Genomic DNA, 20163 nt, shown 5'->3' on the forward strand with positions numbered 1-20163 from the left:
CCATGCTCTCCTTCATAACCCGCCGCATCGCAGCGGCAGTTGGCACCCTCTTCCTCTCCTCCGTCCTCGTCTTTCTCGCCGTCCAGGTGCTGCCCGGCGACGTCGCCACCCAGATCCTCGGCAAGGACGCGACCCCGGACGCGGTGGCCGCCCTGCGCACCGAGCTGGGGCTCGATCAGCCCGCCTGGGAGCGGTACTTCCACTGGGTGCGCGGCGCCCTGCACGGTGACTTCGGCACCTCCCTCGTCTCCGGCAAGGCCGTCGGCGGCGAAGTGTCCATGTACCTCGGCAACTCCGCGCTGATCGCCGTCGTCACCGTCCTCTTCGCGGTCACCGGCTCGATCGTCCTCGGCATCCTCGCGGGCCTGTACCGCGACCGCTGGCCCGACCACCTCATCTCCACCGTCAGCCTCATCGGCATGAGCGTCCCCGAGTTCGTCGTGGCCACCGTCCTGGTCCTGTGCTTCTCGGTCGCGCTCCCGTGGTTCCCCGCCGTCGTCCTCTACGGCCCCGACGCCACGGTCGGCCAACTCCTGCCCGCCGTATGGCTTCCCGCCCTCGCACTCGCCGTGGTGATGGCCGCGTACATCGTCCGCATGGCCCGCACCTCGGTCATCGACGTGATGGCCACCGAGTACGTCACCACCGCCCGCCTCAAGGGCCTGACCACTTGGCGGGTCGTCACCCGGCACGCCCTGCCCAGCGCCCTGCTGCCCACCCTGCACGTCATCGCGCTCAACATCGCCTGGCTGGTCGGCGGGGTCGCCGTCGTCGAGAACGTCTTCAACTACCCGGGCATCGGCAAGCTGATGCTCTCCTCGGTGCAGAACCGGGACCTGCCCACCATCCAGGCCATCGCCCTGATCAGCGCGGTCGTCTACGTCGTCTGCAACCTCGCGGCCGACCTGGCGACCATGGCCCTCGACCCCAGGCTCCGCACCCGAGGGAGGACCCGATGACCACGCTCGACACCGCACCGACCATGACCGCACGCGGCACCCGCGCCTGGCGCACCCTGACCACCTCCCGCACGGCGCTCGTCGGCCTCGCCATCGTCGCGGTACACGTCCTGATCGCCCTGCTCGCCCCCCTCCTCACCTCCTACGACCCCATCGCCAACGACGCCAACCACGCCCTGCTCGGCCCGAGTTGGAGCCACTGGGCCGGCACCGACCAGTACGGCCGCGACGTCCTCGCCCGCGTCCTGTACGGCGGCCGGTACGCCCTCGGCATCTCCGTCGCGGCCACCCTCCTCACCGTCGCCCTCGGCACGGTGATCGGATGCGCGGCGGCCCTGCGCGGCGGCTGGTTCGACGACGTCCTGGGACGGGTGCTGGACGCGATCCTGTCCATCCCGGCCGTCCTGGCACTCCTCGTCGTCGTGACCGCCCTCGGCACCGGTCCGGCGGTCATCGTCCTCGCCGTCGCGATCGTCTACGTCCCGCAGGTCATCCGGGTCGTCCGCGGCGCCGCCCTCGCGGTCGTCCCCGCCGACTACGTGACCGCGGCCCGCGCCCGTGGCGAGAGCACCTGGTCGATCCTGCGCCGGGAGATCCTGCCGAACATCACGGACGTGGTGTGCGTGGAGTTCGCGATGCGGGCCTCCTGGGTCGTGCTGCTGATCTCCTCCCTGTCCTTCCTCGGCTTCGGCGCCGACCCGCCCACCCCCGACTGGGGATTGATGGTCGCCGAGAACCGCACCGCCATCACCGTGGTCCCCATGGCCAGCCTCGCTCCCATCATCGCCCTGGCCACCCTCGTGGTCGGGCTCAACCTCGCGGCCGACGGCCTGTCCAAGGCGTGGGGCGTCGACCGGATCAGGGAGGGCTCCTGATGACCCCGATCGTTTCCGTCAACTCCCTGTCCGTGGCCTACCGTTCGGGCGGCCGGGACGTACCGGTCGTGCACGAGGTGTCGCTCGACGTCGCCGAGGGACGCACCCATGCGCTGGTCGGCGAGTCGGGCAGCGGCAAGTCGACCGTCGCCGCGACCCTCCTCGGCCATCTGCGGCACGGCTCACGGATCACCGCAGGATCGGTGCAGGTGGCCGGCGCCGACGTATTCGCCCTGCCCGCACGGGAGTTGCGGCGCCTGCGCGGCGGCACGGTCGCGATGGTCGGCCAGAACGCCGGCCACGCCCTCACCCCCTCCATGCGCATCGGACGGCAGATCGCCGAGGCGGGCGGAACCGTGCCCGTCACGGACCTCCTCGAACAGGTCCGGCTGCCGCGCCCGGCGGAACTGGCCCGCCGCTATCCGCACGAGCTGTCCGGCGGCCAGCAGCAGCGCGTCGCCATCGCCATGGCCATCGCCGCCCGCCCCAAGGTGCTGGTCCTCGACGAACCGACGACCGGCCTGGACGTCGTCACCCAGCGCGGCGTCCTCGACCTGATCGCCGCCCTGCGCGACGAACTCGGCCTGGCCGCCGTGCTGGTGAGCCACGACCTCGGCGTCGTCGCCCACATGGCCGACGAGGTGACCGTCCTGCGAGCGGGCCGGGTGGTGGAGTCGGCGCCCACCGGGCAGCTCTTCGCCCAGCCCCAGGACCCTTACACCCGGCGCCTGTTGGCGAGCGTGCCGCGCCTGGACGACACCGGCCTCGCGGTCGTCGGCGAGACGGGGGAGCGCGAGGTCAGGCCGAAGGCGGAGGTACCCGCCGCCGCCCCGGTGGCCGTGTCGGTTCAGGACGTCACCATCGACTACGGCAGCACCCGCGCGGTGCACGGCGTCTCCTTCGACGTCCGGCGCGGCGAAGTCCTCGCCCTCGTCGGTGAGTCCGGCAGCGGAAAGTCCACCCTCGCGTGGACCCTGGCCGGATTGCGCACCCCCTCCGGCGGCACCATGCGCCACGAGGACGGCGACCTGGCCCGACCGGCCCAGCGACGGCCGCTGTCCCTGCGCCGCCGGGTCCAGCTCGTCTTCCAGAACGCGGACACCTCGCTCAACCCCCGCCGCTCCGTGGGCGACGCGGTCCGGCACCCCCTCCGGTTCTTCGGCACCGCGACCGACCGCACCGACGCGGCCGAGCGGGCCCGGAGGCTCATCTCCGACGTACGGCTCGACCCTGCCCTCGCCGACCGCCTCCCCGCGCAGCTCTCCGGCGGCCAACGCCAACGCATCGGCATCGCAAGGGCGTTGGCGGGCGAGCCGGACGTGCTGATCGCCGACGAGATCACCACCGCCCTGGACGTCTCCGTCCAGGCCGATGTGCTCCGCCTCCTCGACGACCTCCGGCGTGAACGCGACCTGGCCTGTCTGTTCATCAGCCACGACCTGGCCGTCGTACGGGGCATCGCGGACCGCGTCGTCGTACTGCGCCACGGAGTCGTCGTCGAAGAGGGCCCCACGGAAGCCGTGTTCGCCGACCCCCGCCACCCCTACACCCGCCAACTGATGGCCGCCGCCCTCGAACCCGACCCCGACGCGCGGCCCTACGTCGACGACACCGCCGACTGGGCCGACGCGGCGGACGGGGACGACATCTGGACCGACCACGGCGAGGACGGCCACCGCGTCCGACGCTGGCGCCTGGTCAACGCCCCTGTGGCGGAAGGAGTTTCGTGAAGTACCGCGAGCAGTTCGAGCGCCGGGTCGTCCGCGAGGACGTCTGGATCCCCACCCGGGACGGAAGCACCCGGCTGCACGCCCGTGTCTGGCGCCCCGCCGACGCCGAGTCGGACCCGGTGCCCGCGCTGCTCGAATACCTCCCCTACCGCAAGAGCGACTGGACCGCGCCCCGCGACGCCCAGCGCCACCCCTGGTACGCGGGCCACGGCTACGCCTCCGTCCGCGTCGACATCCGGGGACACGGCGACAGTGAGGGCGTCCCCGGCGACGAGTACGACGCCCAGGAACTCGCCGACGGCGTCGATGTCGTCAACTGGCTTGCCGCGCAACCGTGGTGCATCGGCAAGGTCGGTATGTTCGGCATCTCCTGGGGCGGTTTCAACTCGCTCCAGATCGCGGCCCTCGCCCCCGAGCCCCTCAAGGCGATCGTCACCGTCTGCTCCACCGACGACCGCTACGACAACGACGTCCACTACACCGGCGGCGCCGTCCTCGGCATCGACATGCTCGCCTGGGCCGGCACCATGCTCGCCTTCGCGTCCCGCCCGCCGGACCCCGCGAACGTCGGCGCGGACCGCTGGCTGCCGATGTGGCGCGAGCGCCTCGACGCCCTCGAACCCTTCCTGCATACCTGGCTCGCACACCAGCAGCGCGACGACTACTGGAAGCACGGCAGCGTCTGCGAGGACTACGGCGCGATCGACGCGGCCGTCCTCGCGGTCGGCGGCTGGAACGACCCGTACCGGGACGCCGTCCTGCGGCTCGTCGAGCACCTGCCCGAGGACCGCGTCCGGGGGATCGTCGGCCCCTGGTCGCACCAGTACCCCGACCGGGGACTGCCGCCGGGACCCGCGATCGGCTTCCTTCAGGAGACCCTGCGCTGGTGGGACCAGCACCTCAAGGGCATCGACACGGGAGTCATGGACGAGCCCCTGCTGCGGGCCTGGATCACCGACCCGGTCCCGCCGCGGACGTCGTACGACGTGCTGCCCGGTCGATGGGTGGGCGACGTCAACTGGCCGAGCGACAAGGTGCGTTGGGACTCAAGGGCCCTCGGCGCCGACACCGAGCCCGTCCTCGTGCGCTCCCCGCAGCACACCGGGATCGACGCCGGGCGCTTCTTCCCCTTCGGGAACGCGAGCGATCTGCCGCCGGACCAGCGCGAGGAGGACGGCCGCTCGGTCTGCTTCGACTCCGAACGGCTCACCGAACGGGCCGAGATCCTCGGCCGCCCGCGTGTCCGGCTCCGCCTCGACAGCACCACTCCACGGGCCCATGTCGTCGCCCGCCTCTGCGATGTCGCCCCGGACGGCTCGTCCACGCTCGTCACCCGTGGCGTGCTCAACCTGCTGAGCCGGCACGGGCGTGACCGCGCCGTCGAGTGGACGCCGGGGACGTACGAGGACGTCGAGTTCGAGCTGACCGGCATCGGCTACGCGATCCCGCCGGGGCACCGGATCCGGCTCGCCGTGTCCGACACATACTGGCCGTGGGTCTGGCCGCACGGCGAGCGGGGCGAGCTGCGGGTCGTCCCGGCCGACAGCGCCGTACTGCTGCCCCTGCGGGAGGCAGGCGACGAGCCGGTGATCCGCTTCGAGGAGCCCGAACAGGCGGCCCCGCTCGACGTGACCTACGACCGGCCGGCCGAGCCGACGCCCGAGCGGCTGGTCACGCACGATGTCGCCAAGGGGGAGTGGACGCTGGAGGTCGACCCCAACTACGGGGGATCGCGGACGTATCCGGACGGGCTGCGCTACGAGGAGAGCGCGCGGGAGACGTACCGCATCCGGAGTGACGACCCGCTGTCCGCGCGGGCCGTGTCGGAGTGGCGCGTCCGGTTGCGGCGCGGGGACGAGTGGGACGCTGAGATCATGGCGCGGACGGAGCTGCGCGCCACGGCCGACGACTTCGTCATGGACAGTCGCGTCGAAGCACGGGCGAACGGAGAGACAGTGGCCAAGCGCGCATGGCACCGCACCACCCCGAGGACGTCGGGATGACCGCCGCCAAGCAGCCCCAGCCGGCCGCCAAATCCCCGCGTCGTGCCGTCGCCGCCGCCGACCGCACCCGGCAGCCCACCGAGGTGCGCCGCCGGCTCATCGTGGAGGCGGCCGTCCCGCTGATAGCGGAACGCGGCTACGCGTCCGTCGGTGTGCGGGACGTGGCCGCCGCCGCCGGGGTCTCCGTCGGCACCGTCACGTACCACTTCGGCAGTGTGCAGGAGATCCTCTCCGAGGCGATGGTCCTGCACATCGAGCGCTACTACGCCGAGTTGAGCGAGGCCGCCGAGCAGGCGACGAGCGGGGCCGAGGCGCTGCGGCTGCTCGTGGACGCCCTGTTCACCGAGGACACCGACCGGCACTGGAGGATGTGGTTCGACTACTGGAACGCGGGCGAGCAGGGCACGGACGCGGCGTTCAGCAGCGGACAGGCCCGGCGGTACGAGGACTGGCATCGGCAGATCCGCGCGCTGGCCGAACGGGGCGTCGCCGACGGCGAGTTCGGCTCCGACGACCTCGGCGGCTTCACGGTCCGCTTCGCCGCCCTCGCCGACGGCCTCGCCCTCCAACGGCTGCGGCAGACACCGCCGTTGAGCACCCAGGACGCCCGCCGGCACCTCAACCGGCTGATCGAGACGGAGCTGGGGCGCCGATCACCCGGGTGATCTCGCGGGCGATCCGCAGGATGCCGGGGGAGGGGACCGGACACGGCCTGGGCTTCGAGGTCGTCGGCACCAGGCAGAAGTGCAGGTAGTCCGTGTCGAGGTGCAGGGCCGTGCGGTCGTTGCCGGGCTGGGTGCAGTAGTCGGGGTGGGCGCGCTCGTAGGCGGTGCAGGGCAGGTACTGGGCCCAGGTGTAGCGGGCTCCGGCGGGACTCACGGTCCTGCCGGCGTCGGCGACGGTGTCGCCCGTGGACCTGGCCTGTGCCGCGTAGAGCGCGTTGACGGCCCGGACGCGCTCGGGCGTGATCGGGTCGGGGCCCTGCAACACCCAGACGATCGTGGGGCGTCGCGCGCCCCCTGCGGTCGCGATCTGCGCGGTGAGTTTCCTGATGTCGGCCTTGTAGCGGGCGAAGTACGTCTCCCGGTCGGCGGCGTAGGTGATCCCGTCCATGCAGGGCGTGTAGGCCCACGCGTTGCCCCAGAACTGCAGCACCACGTAGTCCGGATGGAGCGAACGCACCAGCGCGGCGGCCTTGTCCGCGTCCGGGACCAGTGAACCCGTCCTCGCGCCCTCCAGGTAGTCGCACGGAGTCGTCCCCGAGTACGGGGCGCTCGTGTACGTCGCGTCCAAGGTGTCGCGGAGCTCCCGCCCGAGCACGTTCTGGCTCTCCGTCGCGAGGGAGTCCCCGAGGTACAGCACGCCCGGTGCCGACTTCGCGGGCGCGCTGGGCGAGGCCGGCTCCTGCCGGGGTGCGGTGGTCGGCACGGAGGGTGTGGGCGGGGCTGCTTCGGGCCCGGACGCCGGGTCCGTGCACGCGCCGAGCAGCACCGCGGCCAGCACCACACCCACGATCCACGGCTTCCGCATACGGCAACTCCCGCCCCGGGCACCGGAAAACGGCACCCCAGGCAAGCACAGCCCGGCGGAATGAGGAAGACGTGACCGCCGGCCGCCGAGACCTCAGATCCGGTCGGCCACGATCAGCAGATACTGGAAGCTGCCGTTGCGGTAGGCGCTCAGGAAGGTGTCCTCGATCCCGGTGACCAGATGGTCGGCCCGCCTGCGCAGCGCCCAGTACGGGATGGCGTCCTCGGTCAGGTCCTGGACGTGGACCGGCACCAGCCGGTTGCGGGCCATCGCCCGGAAGTACTCCGACCGGGGGTGGATGTCGCAGATGTAGTGGGCGTTGATGAGGGACACCTCGCGCGAGGCCCGGCCGTAGGTGTCGTTGTAGCAGCCGGTGATCACCGCATAGCGTCCGCCGCGGCGCAGCAGCCGGGCGTGCTCGGCGAACAGCAGGTCCAACTCGACGTACATCGTGGACTCGTTGTTCCACGACGCGGTGAACTCCCCTGTCGGGAAGCCGGTGTCGAGCATGTTGCGGTGGTGGTAGCGGACCTTGCCGTCGATGCCCCGTTTGCGTGCCTGCGCGTTGGCGAACTCGGCCTGCTTGGCGGAGATGGTGACCCCGTCGGCCCCGCAGCCGTAGCGCAGATGTGCCACCACGCTGCCGCCGCCGCGCCCGCACCCGGCGTCGAACACCCGGTCCTCCGGGGTGAGTCGGCCGAGCCAGGAGGCGAGCAGTTCGGCCTGGGCGTGCTCCAGGCGGTGCAGTTCGGCGGTGAGCCGCTCCCGGCGCCGGACGGGATCGGGCTCGTCGAGCACGGACTCGTCGGCCCCGCCGATTCCGTAGTGGTGGTGGTACAGGTCGTCGATCTGTCCGAGGTCGAGGTTGACCGGGTTCTCTTCGGCGTTCCAGTAGTCCGCGACACGGGTCTGGTACGTGGACTGGGTCGGCACCGGTGCTGCCGTGGTGCCGGCGTCGGTGGTGGTCAACGGTGACTCCTAGCGAGGTGCGTCTGACAGGACGTCAGGGGTCGGGCTGTTACCAGTAGTTGGGCAGGTGGTAGCGGTGGGTGTTGGTCGCGTGCCACTCGTGGTTGCCGGCCACCCAGGCGGCCAGGCCCTCGGTGTACCGGCCGAGGAGGGGCGAAGTGGCGGACAGGACCGCGGACTCCTCCTCGAAGGCGTCCATGACCCGGTTGTGGATCTCGACGGACTTCAGATAGGCCGCCTTCAGCCCGCGCCGCTCGTTCGCGGCGACGACCTGCGGCAGGTTGAGGTGGGTCGGGTCGCTCGCGAGTTCCTTCGTGAACGAGTAGAGGTCGTTGACGATGGTGGTGGCGTTGCAGGCGAGTGCCGTGACCCGCTGGACCTCGTGCCGGGCGTAGACCTGCTCGGGCAGTTCGTAGCCGTCGATCGCGTCGACGATCGACAGACAGGGCCGGAAGTTGTTGAACTGCCGCATCACCAGGTACTCCCAGACCCGCGGCGCGTAGCGGATCTCGGCCCAGGCGGCCTCGGCGAGATAACCCAGGTGCAGCCGGGCGATGTCGTGCACGAACCGGTCGGTCTGGCTCGGGGTGGCCAGCAGCGCGTAGTCCTTCAGCGCGAAGTGGTACGAGCGCAGCGGTCCGTCGGCCTGCACGCCCTGGCGCCATTCCGCCTCCAGTTCGGGGGTGCCGTGGAACGGGTCGAGCGCCGACTGGGCGATGATCAGCCGGCCGCCGAGCCCGCGGTGCGCGCCGCCCTTGCCCTCGTCCTCCTCGCAGTAGCAGTTGTCGACGATGTTCTCCGCGAGCAGCAGCTTCCCGGCGGCGGTCAGCCGCTCCAGGTCGGCCGCCCCCGGGTGCTGGAGCACCACGGCCCGGCCGAACTGGAACCCGGCGAAGTCCCCGTTCCACGCCGTGGGGAACAGATCGAGGCCGCGCGCCCAGGCCTCCAGCCTGCGGTCGATCTCCGCGGCCTTCTCCGGGTCGGCGGGCGCAGTCGGCCGGTACCTGAGGCCGGGGATCGCCCCGGTGCGACGGGCGCGCACCGTACCGGCCGGGCTCGGCGGTCCGGGCAGGGGGAGGTAGGTCGTGGCGGGTGTGGTCATGGGGTGCTCCAGGCCGTCATTCGGCGGTGCGGCCGATCTGGACGTTTTCGAGGATGCCCGCCGCGTCCGGGACCAGGATGGCCATCGAGTAGTACGCGGTGACGAGGTAGCGGATGATCGCGGCGGCGTCGATGCCCATGAAGCGGACGTTCAGGCCGGGTTGGTACTCCTCGGGGATACCGGTCTGGAACAACCCGATCACGCCCTGGTCGGCCTCCCCGGTGCGCAGCGCGATGATGCTGCTGGTGTGCTGGGGAGAAACGGGGATCTTGCCGCACGGGAGGAGCGGGACTCCGCGCCAGGCGGGCACCTCGTGCCCGTCGATGCTCGTCGTACCGGGCACCAGCCCCCGCTTGTTGCACTGCCGGAAGAAGGCGGCGATCGCCTTCGGATGCGCGAGGAACACCTTGGTCCTGCGCCGCATGGCGAGCAGTTCGTCGAGGTCGTCCGGGGTCGGCGGACCGGTGAAGGTGCTGATCCGCTGGGTGTAGTCGACGCTGTGCAGCAGCCCGAACTCCCGGTTGTTGACCAGCTCCCACTCCTGCCGCTCGCGGATCTCCTCGATGGTGAGCCGCAGTTGCTGCTGGGTCTGGTCCATCGGGTCGTTGTAGAGATCGGCGACCCTGGTGTGCACCCGCAGCACGGTCTGGGTGAGGGACAACTCGTATTCACGCGGGGCGAGTTCGTAGTCGACGTAACCACCGGGCAGCGTCGGCTCGCCGATGTGACCGGCCCGCACCGGCACATCGGCCTCGCCCTTGCGGTTCATCGGCAGCCGCTGCCGCTCGGCGTAGGCCTCCAGATGGGCCGCCAGCGACGGCACCCGCTCGGTGAACTCCTCGACGACGTCCCACGGGAGCACGAGCAGCACGCCCGCGGTCTCGGCGCGTACGGAACTCAGCCACAGCGGGTCGGACTGCCCGATCGCCTCGTCGCCCATCTGGTCGCCGTCCGTGACGACGCCGATGACCTCCTCCTCGTCGTACTTGCCGGCCGTGTAGCGGGTGAAGCGGCCATGAGCGACCAAGTAGGCCTCCGTGACGGGCTGTCCGGCCTCGAAGAGGACCTGGCCGGCCCGGACCTCCCGGACCCGGAACCGGCCCGCGACCTCCTTGAGGACCTCCGTGTCGGAGTAACCGCGCAGCACGGGCAGTTCGGTGAGCGTCTCGGGGATGACCCTGATGTCGTCGGCGCCGTTCTGCTCGAACCGCACCCGGCCGCGGCCGACGCGCAGTTGGAGCCGCCGGTTGACGCGGTAGGCGCCGCCCTTGACGTCCACCCACGGAAGCATCTTCAGCAGCCATCGCGAGGTGATGGCCTGCATCTGCGGTTCGGACTTGGTGGTGGTCGCGAGCTGTCGTGCCGCGTGGGTGCTGAGGCTGGTGAGCTGTCCGTCGGCGGTCGCTTCGGTGGTGGGTTCGTTGACGCTTTCCGGAGTGGACACATTCCCTCCCGGGAGGTGAACAGGGGTGAGCGCGTCGGGGTGCCGTCGTCGATGGCGATGGCGTCGTCGGTGTACAAGGCAAGCAGCCGTGACAAAGGCCGGTAACCGCGCGAAGGGGGCGGCTTCACGCCCTGGAGTTCGTAAACCGTCGATGGGGGCAGGGGCCGGAAGGGATCGTTCCCACGCCCCGGCGCGTGGGGCGCGCAAACGCCGCACCCACGCGAAACGCCTTGCGCCGCCTACCTGTTGAGGTCGTTCACCAGCACCGCGGCCCCGTCGAAGCGGCCGGCCTTCAGATCCGTGAGCGCCCGCGCGGCCTCGGAGAGCGGATAGGTGTGGGTGGTCGCGTGCACCCCGTAGCGGGCGGCCACATCGAGGAACTCCCTCGCGTCCGCACGGGTGTTGGAGGTGACGCTGCGCAACTCCCGCTCGTAGAACAGCTCGCGCTCGTAGCGCAGCGGCGGAATGTCGCTCAGGTGGATGCCCGCGACCGCGAGGACCCCGCCCCGGTCCAGAGCCCGCAGGGCGACCGGCACGAGATCACCGACCGGGGCGAACAGGATCGCGCTGTCCAGCGGCTCCGGCGGCGCCTCGTACGCGTCGCGTGCCGAGGCGGCCCCCAGGTCGAGGGCGAGTCGCCGGGCGGCCCGGCCCCGGGTCAGCACATGCACCCTCGCCCCCTCGGCGAGCGCCACCTGCGCGCACAGATGGGCGCTGCCCCCGAAACCGTAGAGACCGAGCCGTCCGCCCGGCGGGAGCGAGGCGCGGCGCAGCGCGCGGAAGCCGATGATCCCGGCGCACAGCAGCGGCGCCAGGGACACGTCGTCGAGGCCGGCGGGCAGCCGGTGGGCGAACGCGGCCGGTACGGTCGTGTACTCCGCGTAACCGCCGTCGGCGTCCCAGCCGGTGTACTCGGAGCGCGGGCACAGATTCTCGGCCCCGCGCGAGCAGTACCCGCAGTCGCCGTCGGTACGGCGCAGCCACGCCACCCCCACCCGGTCACCGACCGCCCAACCGGAGACCGCCGTCCCGAGGCCCGCCACCTCCCCGACGACCTCGTGCCCAGGAGTCACCCCCGGGCGGTGCACCGGCAGATCCCCCTCGCCGACATGCAGATCGGTACGGCACACCCCGCACGCGTGCACCCGCACGAGCAGTTCGTCGTGCGCGGGCACCGGAACAGGCCGTTCCACGAACCGGAGGGAGCCGTGCTCGACCGGCCCCGGATCGCCGACCGTCCATGCGCGCATCGTCGTCGCATCCGCCATGCGTCCAGTGTGGAACGGACTCCGGCGTTCGGCGCGCGCCCCGCTCCCCGGGTGACTAGCGTGAGAATTCGGACAACCCGACCTACCGGAGAGGGCCACAGTCATGGCCGTACAACCTGAGGGAACCCCCTGTTGGGCCGACGCGATGTTCGGCGACGTCGAGGGAGCCAAGAGTTTCTACGGCGACGTCCTCGGCTGGACCTTCGGCGAGGCGTCGTCGGAGTACGGCAACTACACCCAGGCCTACGTCGACGGAAAGGCCGTGGCGGCCGTCGTACCGCCGATGTCGGGACAGGAGGGGCAGTCGCAGTGGTGCCTCTATCTCGCGTCACCGGACGCGACGGCCACCGCGGCGAAGATCCGGGAGAACGGAGGCGAGGTGCTGATGGAGCCGATGCGGGTCGGCGACTTCGGCACGATGTGCCTGGCCCGTGAGCCCAGCGGCGCCGTCTTCGGCGTGTGGCAGGGCGGCACGCACGAGGGCTTCGAGGCCGCGGGCGTGCCCGGCGCCTACGCCTGGGCCGAAGTCTTCACCCGTGAGCCCGAGAAGGCGGACGGTTTCTTCCCCGCGGTCTTCCCCTACTCGGCGAAGCAGATGGAGGACGACAACGTCGACTTCCGCGTCTACAACCTCGGCGAGAACACGGTCCTCGGCCGGATGAGGATGGGCGACGAGTTCCCGCCCGAGGTGCCCTCGTACGTCAACGTCTACTTCACCGTGGACAACTGCGACGACGCCGTCGCCAAGGCCACCAAGCTCGGCGGCGTCCTCCGCTTCGGTCCGATGGACAGCCCCTTCGGACGGTTCGCGGCGCTGAGCGATCCGCAGGGCGCCTCGTTCTCGGTGATCGACATGTCGACCACCCAGGGCGAGATGCCGGGGATGACGGACGTCTAGCCGGGCAGCTCGCTCGTCACCGACACCCGGTGCACCACGGCGAACCCCCAGGGGACGCTGAAGAGGAGCACGAGAAGCAGGCCGAGGACGAGCGGTGCCGGGCGCAGCGCGCCCACGCCCACACAGAGGACGGCCATCGCGGCGCAGATGCGGGCCAGTGGCCGGTAGAGCCCGGGGTCCTCGTCCCAGACGCGCAAGGACGCCGCGAGCACCATCGTCGCGCAGAGGACGACGGCCGCACCCCCGCCGAGCACCCAGGCCGTGGCGGCGGGGGTGCGGCCGTCGTGGGCGTGCTCGACGAGGCCGACCATCGCGGCGCCCATGGCGGCCACCGCGGCCGTGAGCGGCAGATGGATCGTCATCCACTGGAGGGCGCCCGCGCGCGTGGGCCTCGGGAGCCGGTGCCCGGCGAAGTCGAAGTAGGTCCACCAGGCGCCGAATCCGACGACGACGGCGACGAGCCCGACCGCGAGGGTGAGCGCGTTGGTCGGCTCGTGGGCCAGTCCGTCGACCACCCCCGTCACGTTCTCGCCGAGCACGATGATGATGAACAGCCCGAACCGTTCGGCGAGCGAGTCCGTCACAGTGTGCCCGACCACCTGCCCCGGAACGGCCCTGCCGAGCACGAACACGAACCCCACCAGATATCCGGCGGCCAGCACACCCCACGTCAGTACTCGGGCGTCCGCGGGGAGCGCGGCGCTCGCCGCCAGGACGAGCGCGCAGAGCGCCGTACCCGTCACGAACAGCGCGCTGGGGCGCCGGAATTCGGGACTGTCACCGCGCGAGACCAACAGCCACAACAGCGCCAGCACCCCGAACAGCACCCCCGCGTCCACGGCGAACGCGGCGCCCCGCGCCCCGCCCGCCTCGGGGATGAACGCGCCCAGTGGGACGAGCACCAGGATCTGGAGCAGGAACGTGCTCCGGCCGCGGGCGTCCTCGCGCCCGTGCAGTTCGTGATGCAGGCTGCCGTTCAGCCAGGCGATCCACACCAGCGCGAACACCGCGGCGAACAGCCCGAGACCGTGCCAGGCGAGATCCCCGGCCAAATGGTGGGCGGCCTGGGCGACCAGCACGACCACGACCAGGTCGTAGAAGAGTTCGAGCGGCCCGACCACCCGCTCGCGCGGCTGCTCACCGTGCGGACGCGGAGGCCGCCACAACTGACGCCGGAGCCGGGCCCACTGCTCGTGTCGCGAGGTCATGCGCGCAGCGTAGAGCCCGGCGGACGGGATCTTCGGATACGGCCCACAGCGGGGCCGCGTCGGTTCGGGGGGACGCGGAAGCCCTCGCGCGGTCATGGCATGATCGGGCGTATGCGTGAACGTGTGGTGGCCGCGTGCGACGGGGCTTCTAAGGGAAATCCCGGGCCGGCGGCCTGGGCCTGGGTCGTGTCGGACGACAAGGAGAGCCCGGCCCGCTGGGAGGCGGGGCCGCTCGGCAAGGCCACCAACAACGTCGCCGAACTCACCGCGCTGGAGCGCCTGTTGGCGGCGACCGCACCGGACGTACCGCTGGAGATCCGGATGGACTCGCAGTACGCCATGAAGGCGGTCACCACCTGGCTGCCCGGCTGGAAGCGCAACGGCTGGAAGACCTCCGGCGGCAAGCCGGTCGCCAACCAGGAACTGGTCGTCCGCATCGACGAGCTCCTCGACGGCCGCTCGGTCGAGTTCCGTTACGTCCCCGCCCACCAGGTCGACGGCGACCCGCTGAACGACTTCGCGGACCGCGCGGCCAGCCAGGCGGCCATCGTCCAGGAGCCCGCGGGCAGCGACCTCGGCTCCCCACAACCGCCCCCCTCGCCCGACACCCCGAAGAAGCCCGCCCGTGCCGGCGGCGTCAAGTCGCCCCGCAAGAGCGCCGGTTCGGCCTCCCGCACCATCAAGGCGAAGTTCCCCGGCCGCTGTCTGTGCGGCCGCGCCTACGCGGCCGGCGAGCCCATCAGCAAGAACGCCCAGGGCTGGGGTCACCCGGAGTGCCGTACCGCTGAGGCCTGAGGTCTGAGGCCGAATCGGTCCACTTGTCCACTTGTTCACGTCCACGACGTTCGGCGCGCCCCCATGCTGCTACTCTGCGGATCCACTTGACCACTTTGAGTAAAATCCAGGGGTGTGCGCGTGAAGGTCGCCTGTGTCGGAGGCGGGCCCGCCGGCCTGTATCTCTCGATCCTGTTGAAGCGGCAGGACCCGTCCCACGACATCACCGTCTACGAGCGCAACCCCGAGGGCTCGACCTACGGCTGGGGCGTCACGTACTGGCGCGGACTGCTCGACCAACTCCGGGCCTGTGACCCGGAGTCGGCGCAGGCCGTCGACGAGCACTCGGTGCGCTGGAGCGACGGCGTCGCCCGCATCCGGGATCTGACGACCACTCAACCCGGTGACGAGGGCCACGGCATCGGCCGCCACCGGCTCCTCAAGATCCTCGCCGAACGCGCCCGATCCCTGGGCGTACGGCTGGAGTTCGACCACGACATCACCGCCGACGACCTCCCCGACGCGGATCTGATCGTGGCCGCCGACGGCGTCAACAGCGCACTGCGCTCCCGCCACGCCGACCACTTCGGCACCGACCTCAAGCCCGGCCGCAACCAGTACATCTGGCTCGGCACCAGCAAGGTCTTCGGCTCCTTCACCTTCGCGTTCGTCGAGACCGACCACGGCTGGATCTGGTGCTACGGCTACGCGTTCGGCCCCGAGGGCAGCACCTGCGTCATCGAGTGCGCACCCGAGACCTGGAGCGGCCTCGGCCTCGACACCGCGGGCGAGGCCGACGGACTCGCCCTGCTGGAGAAGCTCTTCGCCGACCTCCTGGACGGCCACTCCCTGATCGGCCGCGCCTCGGCCGACGGCAGCGCCCAGTGGCTGAACTTCCGCACCCTCACCAACCGCACCTGGCACCGCGGCAACCTCGTCCTGCTCGGCGACGCCGCCCACACCACCCACTACTCCATCGGCGCCGGCACCACCCTCGCCCTGGAGGACGCCATCGCGCTCGCCGACGCCCTGCGCGACCACACCGACCTGCCACAGGCCCTCGCCGCCTACGAACAGCGGCGCAAGTCCGCCCTGTTGTCCATCCAGAGCGCGGCCCGTTACAGCGCCCAGTGGTACGAGAACCTCCAGCGCTACATCCACCTGCCCCCGCACCGCATGTTCGCCCTGCTCGGCCAGCGTCACTCGCCCCTGCTGCCGTACGTCCCGCCGCAGGTGTACTACGGCCTCGACAAGGCGGCGGGACGGCTGGAGGCGCTGCGCCGGTTCAAGCGCTGGCTCGGCCCCCGGCTGGCGCGGACCGTGCACGCTCGGGCGCTCGCCTCCCGCAAGTAGGCCGCCCGTCGCGCGCGGCAGGGCCCCCGCGAGCGGTCCGAGGAGGTTGGGTGAATGGCTATTCACCAGATATGGTGAATAGCCATTCACCTTCTTTTCTTGTCCGCTGGAGTGCCCATGGGCCAGCCCGTTCCGATACCCCACCCGCCCGGCACCAGCACCGGGCGGCCCCCCTTGCGGGACCGGCTCACCGTGCCGGTGCTGGCGTTCGGCGGGATCCTCATGGCGGTCATGCAGACCGTGGTCGTACCGCTGCTGCCGTCCCTGCCCCGGCTGACCGGCTCCTCCGCCGGCGCAGTCTCCTGGATGGTCACGGCGACCCTGCTCTCCGGCGCCGTCCTCACCCCGGTGCTCGGCCGGGCCGGCGACATGTACGGCAAGAAGCGGGTGCTGACGGGCGCCCTCAGCCTGATGACCGTCGGCTCGGTGATGTGCGCCCTGTCCTCCGACATCCGCGTACTGATCGTCGCCCGCGCCCTGCAAGGCGCGGCCGCCGCCGTCGTACCGCTGTCGATCAGCATCCTGCGCGACGAACTGCCCCCCGAGCGCAGGGGCGGCGCGGTGGCGCTGATGAGTTCCACCGTCGGCATCGGCGCCGCGCTCGGACTGCCGCTCGCGGCACTGATCGTCCAGTACGCCGACTGGCACGTCATGTTCTGGGCGACCAGCGCCCTCGGCGCGCTGGGCGTGGCGGCGATCTGGTGGGCGGTGCGCGAGTCGCCCGTCCGGGAACCGGGCCGCTTCGACGTCCTCGGCGCGCTGGGGCTCGCCGCAGGCCTTGTGTGTCTGCTCCTCGGGGTGTCGCAGGGCGGTCAGTGGGGCTGGGGGAGCCCGCGGATCCTCGGGCTGTTCGTCGCCACCGTCGTCGTGTTCGGCCTGTGGTGGTGGCAGCAGTTGCGCACCGAACTCCCGCTGGTGGACCTGCGGTTGGTGTCACGGCCCAGGGTGGGCCTGTCCCACGTGGCGGCCCTGCTGACCGGTTTCGCGTTCTACGCCAACTCCCTGTCCACCGCACAGTTGGTGCAGGCGCCCAAGGCCACCGGGTACGGGCTCGGACTGTCGATCGTCGAGACCGGCCTGTGCCTGCTGCCCGGCGGCGTCATCATGCTGCTGCTGTCCTCCACGTCGGCCCGGATCTCGGCGGCCCGCGGCCCGCGCGTCACGCTCGCCATCGGAACCGCGATCATCGCGCTCGGTTATGTGGTGCGCATCATCGACAGTCGCGACCTGTGGACGATCATCCTGGGCGCGACCGTCGTGGCCACCGGCACCACCTTCGCCTACTCGGCGCTGCCCACCCTCATCCTGCGCGCCGTCCCGGCGGGCCAGACCGCGTCCGCCAACGGCGTCAACGTCCTGATGCGCACCATCGGCCAGGCCGTCTCCAGCGCCGTGGTGGCCGCCGTGCTGGTGCACCACACCAGCCTGGTCGGCGGGCTCCCGCTGCCCACGCTGCACGGATACCTGATGGCGTTCGGCATCGCCGGAGTGATCGCCCTGGTGGCGAGCGCGGCGGCACTGACCATCCCGGGCGACGCCGCTCCCGACGACACCCGACCCGCCCGGGACCGTGCCGAGGGCGCGCGGGACCAGGCGCTGGAGGGAGCATGAGTGCCGTGAGCACCACTCCACCCACCGCGTCCCCGCCCGCACGCCGCGACGCCGAGGCGACCAAGGCGGCCATCCTCAGGGCCGCCCGCTACCTCCTCGCCCGGAACGCGCACGCCGACATCACCCTCAAGGCCGTCGCCGAACGCGCCGGTGTGAGCGCCCCGTTGATCCTCAAGTACTTCGGCAACAAGGACGCCCTCTTCGCCCGCGTGATGTCCTTCGAGACCGACGCGGACGCCCTGCTGGACGCCCCGCTCGACGGACTCGGCCGCCACATGGTCCGGCACGTCCTGGTCAGTCAGCGCGAGCGGGGCGCCGACCCGCTGCTGCGCATCGCGTTCGCGCCGCTCCAGGGCGACCACGGCGACATCCTGCGCGTCAACTTCCGCGCCCAGGTGGTCGACCGCCTCGCCGACCGCCTCCCCGGCCCCGACGCCGCCCTGCGCGCCGAACTCGCCGTCGCGACCATCCTCGGCCTCGGTGTCATGTACGGCATCGCCCGCGGCACCCGGCTGCGCGCGACCGCGATCGACACCATCGTGGACCGCTACGGACCGTCCGTGCAGGCGCAGTTGACGTCCTAGCGGTGCTACCCGAACAACCGGTCCAGAAAGGCGTTCCCGAACACCCCGTGCGGGTCGAGCCGGTCGAAGGTCCCCGCCGCCTGTCCCCACACCGACTCCCCGAACGAGGCCGGGATCGCCGTGTTCAGCACCTCCGCGTCGCTCCACGCGGCCTGCTCGGTGTACGCCCAGCCCTTGGACCACTCGACCCGGGTCAGGGCGTCCGTGCCGTCGTACGTGCGGTACAGGAACTGCTCCAACTCCCGCAGGAACTCCTCCGCGTACGGAGTGCCGGGCAGCGTCAGGACGTCCAGCCAGATCGCCGTGTCCCACTCGGGGTGCTCGGCGCTGGGCCGTAGCGCGGAGAGCAACGGGGCTCGGGCGCCGGTGAGTTCGGTGTCGGCGGGGTGGTCGAGGCCGGTGACCCGGATCTCGACGGTGCCGTTGACCGGGAAGCGGTTGAGCGCGGCGTAAGCGGTGAGCCGCTCCCGGTAGAACTCGGTGAACTCGTGGACCACGCGCTGTACTTGGGCCCTGGTGGTGAGCACCGCGTAGCCGTTGGCGGTCTCCCGCAGTGTCGTCGGTTTGACGTAGAGCAGCGTGTTCTTCGACGGCCCCCAGATGTCCGCCGACAGGGTCGTCGTCAACCCCAGGGCCGCGTCCAGTTGGGCGTTGCCGAGCACCGGCGCCAGATACCACGCGGCATCGGACAGGATCCGCCCGACCAGATCCGCCACCACCTTGGGCACGTTGTCGGAGAACGGGTAGTTGTACGGCGACGTGACGTGCCGCGAGGTCAGCGGCCGGGTCGGTGCCACGCTCCACACCTTCAGCCAGGGGAACTCGGTGAACGCGAACCAGATCGCCTCGGCCCGTCCCGACTCGTCCAGGAAGCTCGCGAAGGTGCGCCCGCCGGACCCGGGTGCCGCGAACAGTTCGGTGGCCGGGATGTCCGTACGGCTCACACAACGCAGGTTCGCGTTCGACCCGACGCGCAGCACGACCTCGGTGACCAGCGAACGCCCCAGATGGGTGAGCAGCGCCGCACAGTCCCCCTCGTCGCGGGTGTAGGTCCGCAGGGCGTATTCGCCGGTGTCCGCGTCCCACACCACCGCCGTCAGCGACAGGACCAGATTGCTGAGCGACCCGAAGGTGTGCCCGGCCGTCCGCTGCTCGCCGTCCGCCGGAACGGCCGTGCCGTGCGCGTCGATGGCGAGGGCGCCGCCGAGGGTCAGATCGCCGGGCGCGGGCGCGGCGGTGAGACCGAGGCCCTGCCCCTCCAGGTAGGTGAGCAGCGCCTCCAGGGTGACTCCGGTGCCGGCCCGGACGGCGGAGGCCGAGTCCAGGGACACGGCGGTGAGGTGCGGGGCGGTGTCGACCAGCAGCACCGGCGCGTCCGACGCCGTACCCGACTCGATCGTCAGCGGCGACCAGCCGTGCGAGGAGCCCCGGGCACGCACCCTCCAGCCGTGCCGCCAGGCCCAGTTGACGACGGACACCACCTGGTCGGCATCGGTCGGCGCGCACGCCCACAGTCCGTCGGCGGTGATCTCGCCCACCCAGTTGCGGTACGCCGAGCGGTAGAGGCCGACCTCGGCCGGGAAGTCGGGCAACTCGGCCGCCGCCAGCGCCGGATCGGCCGTCAGGAGGACGGGTACGGCGGCCAGGGCGGCAGCGGAGCGGAGGAAGCCGCGACGGGTCCAGGCAGAGGAACTGCCCTCTCCCGACCGGAGGTTGTTCGGCACATGATCGGTCACGCGCACACGCTAGGGTCCGGTTGACACGAGTAGGCAATATGCCGACCCCTTTCACTCGTGTGAGTGAAAGGTTCACAGGTGACGGCCCGGAGGACGCCGTTCCGCGCATGTCAGTGGCG

The 20163-nt window shown here is 71.4% G+C and carries 17 protein-coding genes; 10 read left to right on the forward strand and 7 right to left on the reverse strand.

Annotation, left to right across the window (positions count from 1 at the left end):
• Positions 1-2: 2 nt before the first annotated feature.
• Genes AB0M63_RS41515 through AB0M63_RS41535 form a run of 5 tightly spaced genes read left to right on the forward strand, consistent with a single transcriptional unit; the run spans position 3 to position 6232 of the window.
• Positions 3-959 (forward strand): ABC transporter permease, encoded by a 957-nt coding sequence (locus AB0M63_RS41515; RefSeq protein WP_366023026.1) that lies wholly within the window; start codon positions 3-5, stop codon positions 957-959.
• A complete protein-coding gene (locus AB0M63_RS41520) occupies positions 956-1834 on the forward strand; it encodes an ABC transporter permease (protein WP_355902497.1) in 879 nt (292 codons plus the stop codon). The genes AB0M63_RS41515 and AB0M63_RS41520 overlap by 4 nt, the downstream gene beginning before the upstream one ends.
• A complete protein-coding gene (locus AB0M63_RS41525; RefSeq protein WP_366023027.1) occupies positions 1834-3564 on the forward strand; it encodes an ABC transporter ATP-binding protein in 1731 nt (576 codons plus the stop codon). The genes AB0M63_RS41520 and AB0M63_RS41525 overlap by 1 nt, the downstream gene beginning before the upstream one ends.
• Positions 3561-5567: a CocE/NonD family hydrolase gene (locus AB0M63_RS41530; RefSeq protein ID WP_366023028.1), complete on the forward strand. Its 2007-nt coding sequence runs from the start codon at positions 3561-3563 to the stop codon at positions 5565-5567. Before AB0M63_RS41525 ends, AB0M63_RS41530 begins: the two co-directional genes overlap by 4 nt.
• A complete protein-coding gene (locus AB0M63_RS41535; RefSeq protein WP_366023029.1) occupies positions 5564-6232 on the forward strand; it encodes a TetR family transcriptional regulator C-terminal domain-containing protein in 669 nt (222 codons plus the stop codon). The genes AB0M63_RS41530 and AB0M63_RS41535 overlap by 4 nt, the downstream gene beginning before the upstream one ends.
• On the opposite strand, the gene AB0M63_RS41540 is transcribed toward AB0M63_RS41535, so the two are convergent.
• From AB0M63_RS41540 to AB0M63_RS41560, 5 genes are all read right to left on the reverse strand, one after another.
• Entirely contained in the window at positions 6186-7097 is a 912-nt protein-coding gene (locus tag AB0M63_RS41540; RefSeq protein WP_366023030.1) for an SGNH/GDSL hydrolase family protein, read from the reverse strand. The two genes, AB0M63_RS41535 and AB0M63_RS41540, sit on opposite strands and share 47 nt — an antisense overlap.
• Positions 7098-7190: 93 nt before the next feature.
• A complete protein-coding gene (locus AB0M63_RS41545) occupies positions 7191-8066 on the reverse strand; it encodes a geranyl diphosphate 2-C-methyltransferase (RefSeq protein WP_355902487.1) in 876 nt (291 codons plus the stop codon).
• 49 nt (positions 8067-8115) lie between these two features.
• Positions 8116-9168 (reverse strand): family 2 encapsulin nanocompartment cargo protein terpene cyclase, encoded by a 1053-nt coding sequence (locus AB0M63_RS41550; protein ID WP_366023031.1) that lies wholly within the window; start codon positions 9166-9168, stop codon positions 8116-8118.
• A gap of 16 nt (positions 9169-9184) precedes the next feature.
• Positions 9185-10612, reverse strand: a complete 1428-nt coding sequence (locus tag AB0M63_RS41555) for a family 2B encapsulin nanocompartment shell protein (RefSeq protein ID WP_366023032.1) — start codon at positions 10610-10612, stop codon at positions 9185-9187.
• 239 nt (positions 10613-10851) lie between these two features.
• The gene (locus tag AB0M63_RS41560; protein ID WP_355902939.1) at positions 10852-11862 is read right to left on the reverse strand and encodes a zinc-binding alcohol dehydrogenase family protein; all 1011 of its coding nucleotides are present in this window, start codon (positions 11860-11862) and stop codon (positions 10852-10854) included.
• Positions 11863-11983: 121 nt separating this feature from the next.
• Between AB0M63_RS41560 and AB0M63_RS41565 the strand changes: the two genes are divergently transcribed.
• The gene (locus AB0M63_RS41565; protein ID WP_355902483.1) at positions 11984-12778 is read left to right on the forward strand and encodes a VOC family protein; all 795 of its coding nucleotides are present in this window, start codon (positions 11984-11986) and stop codon (positions 12776-12778) included.
• Here the strand turns inward: AB0M63_RS41565 and AB0M63_RS41570 are convergent.
• Entirely contained in the window at positions 12775-13986 is a 1212-nt protein-coding gene (locus tag AB0M63_RS41570) for a low temperature requirement protein A (RefSeq protein WP_355902481.1), read from the reverse strand. The genes AB0M63_RS41565 and AB0M63_RS41570 overlap by 4 nt on opposite strands.
• 99 nt (positions 13987-14085) lie before the next feature.
• Here AB0M63_RS41570 and AB0M63_RS41575 point away from each other — a divergent pair, with 99 nt between their 5' ends.
• The 4 genes from AB0M63_RS41575 to AB0M63_RS41590 all read left to right on the forward strand — a co-directional run bounded on the left by AB0M63_RS41575 (position 14086) and on the right by AB0M63_RS41590 (position 18308).
• Positions 14086-14781: a ribonuclease H gene (locus AB0M63_RS41575; protein ID WP_366023033.1), complete on the forward strand. Its 696-nt coding sequence runs from the start codon at positions 14086-14088 to the stop codon at positions 14779-14781.
• A gap of 114 nt (positions 14782-14895) precedes the next feature.
• Positions 14896-16113 carry an FAD-dependent monooxygenase gene (locus tag AB0M63_RS41580; RefSeq protein WP_366023034.1) on the forward strand — a complete coding sequence of 406 codons (1218 nt, stop codon included), beginning with the start codon at positions 14896-14898 and terminating at the stop codon, positions 16111-16113.
• A 117-nt stretch (positions 16114-16230) separates the two neighbouring features.
• Positions 16231-17724 (forward strand): MFS transporter, encoded by a 1494-nt coding sequence (locus AB0M63_RS41585; RefSeq protein ID WP_366023035.1) that lies wholly within the window; start codon positions 16231-16233, stop codon positions 17722-17724.
• A complete protein-coding gene (locus AB0M63_RS41590) occupies positions 17721-18308 on the forward strand; it encodes a TetR family transcriptional regulator (RefSeq protein ID WP_366023036.1) in 588 nt (195 codons plus the stop codon). Before AB0M63_RS41585 ends, AB0M63_RS41590 begins: the two co-directional genes overlap by 4 nt.
• A gap of 5 nt (positions 18309-18313) precedes the next feature.
• Here the strand turns inward: AB0M63_RS41590 and AB0M63_RS41595 are convergent, their stop codons facing one another.
• On the reverse strand, positions 18314-20044 hold the full coding sequence (locus tag AB0M63_RS41595; protein WP_366023037.1) for a cholesterol oxidase substrate-binding domain-containing protein: 1731 nt from the start codon (positions 20042-20044) through the stop codon (positions 18314-18316).
• Positions 20045-20163: the final 119 nt, after the last annotated feature.

The organism is Streptomyces sp. NPDC051576 (assembly GCF_040681835.1).
In the GTDB taxonomy this organism is placed as follows: domain Bacteria; phylum Actinomycetota; class Actinomycetes; order Streptomycetales; family Streptomycetaceae; genus Streptomyces.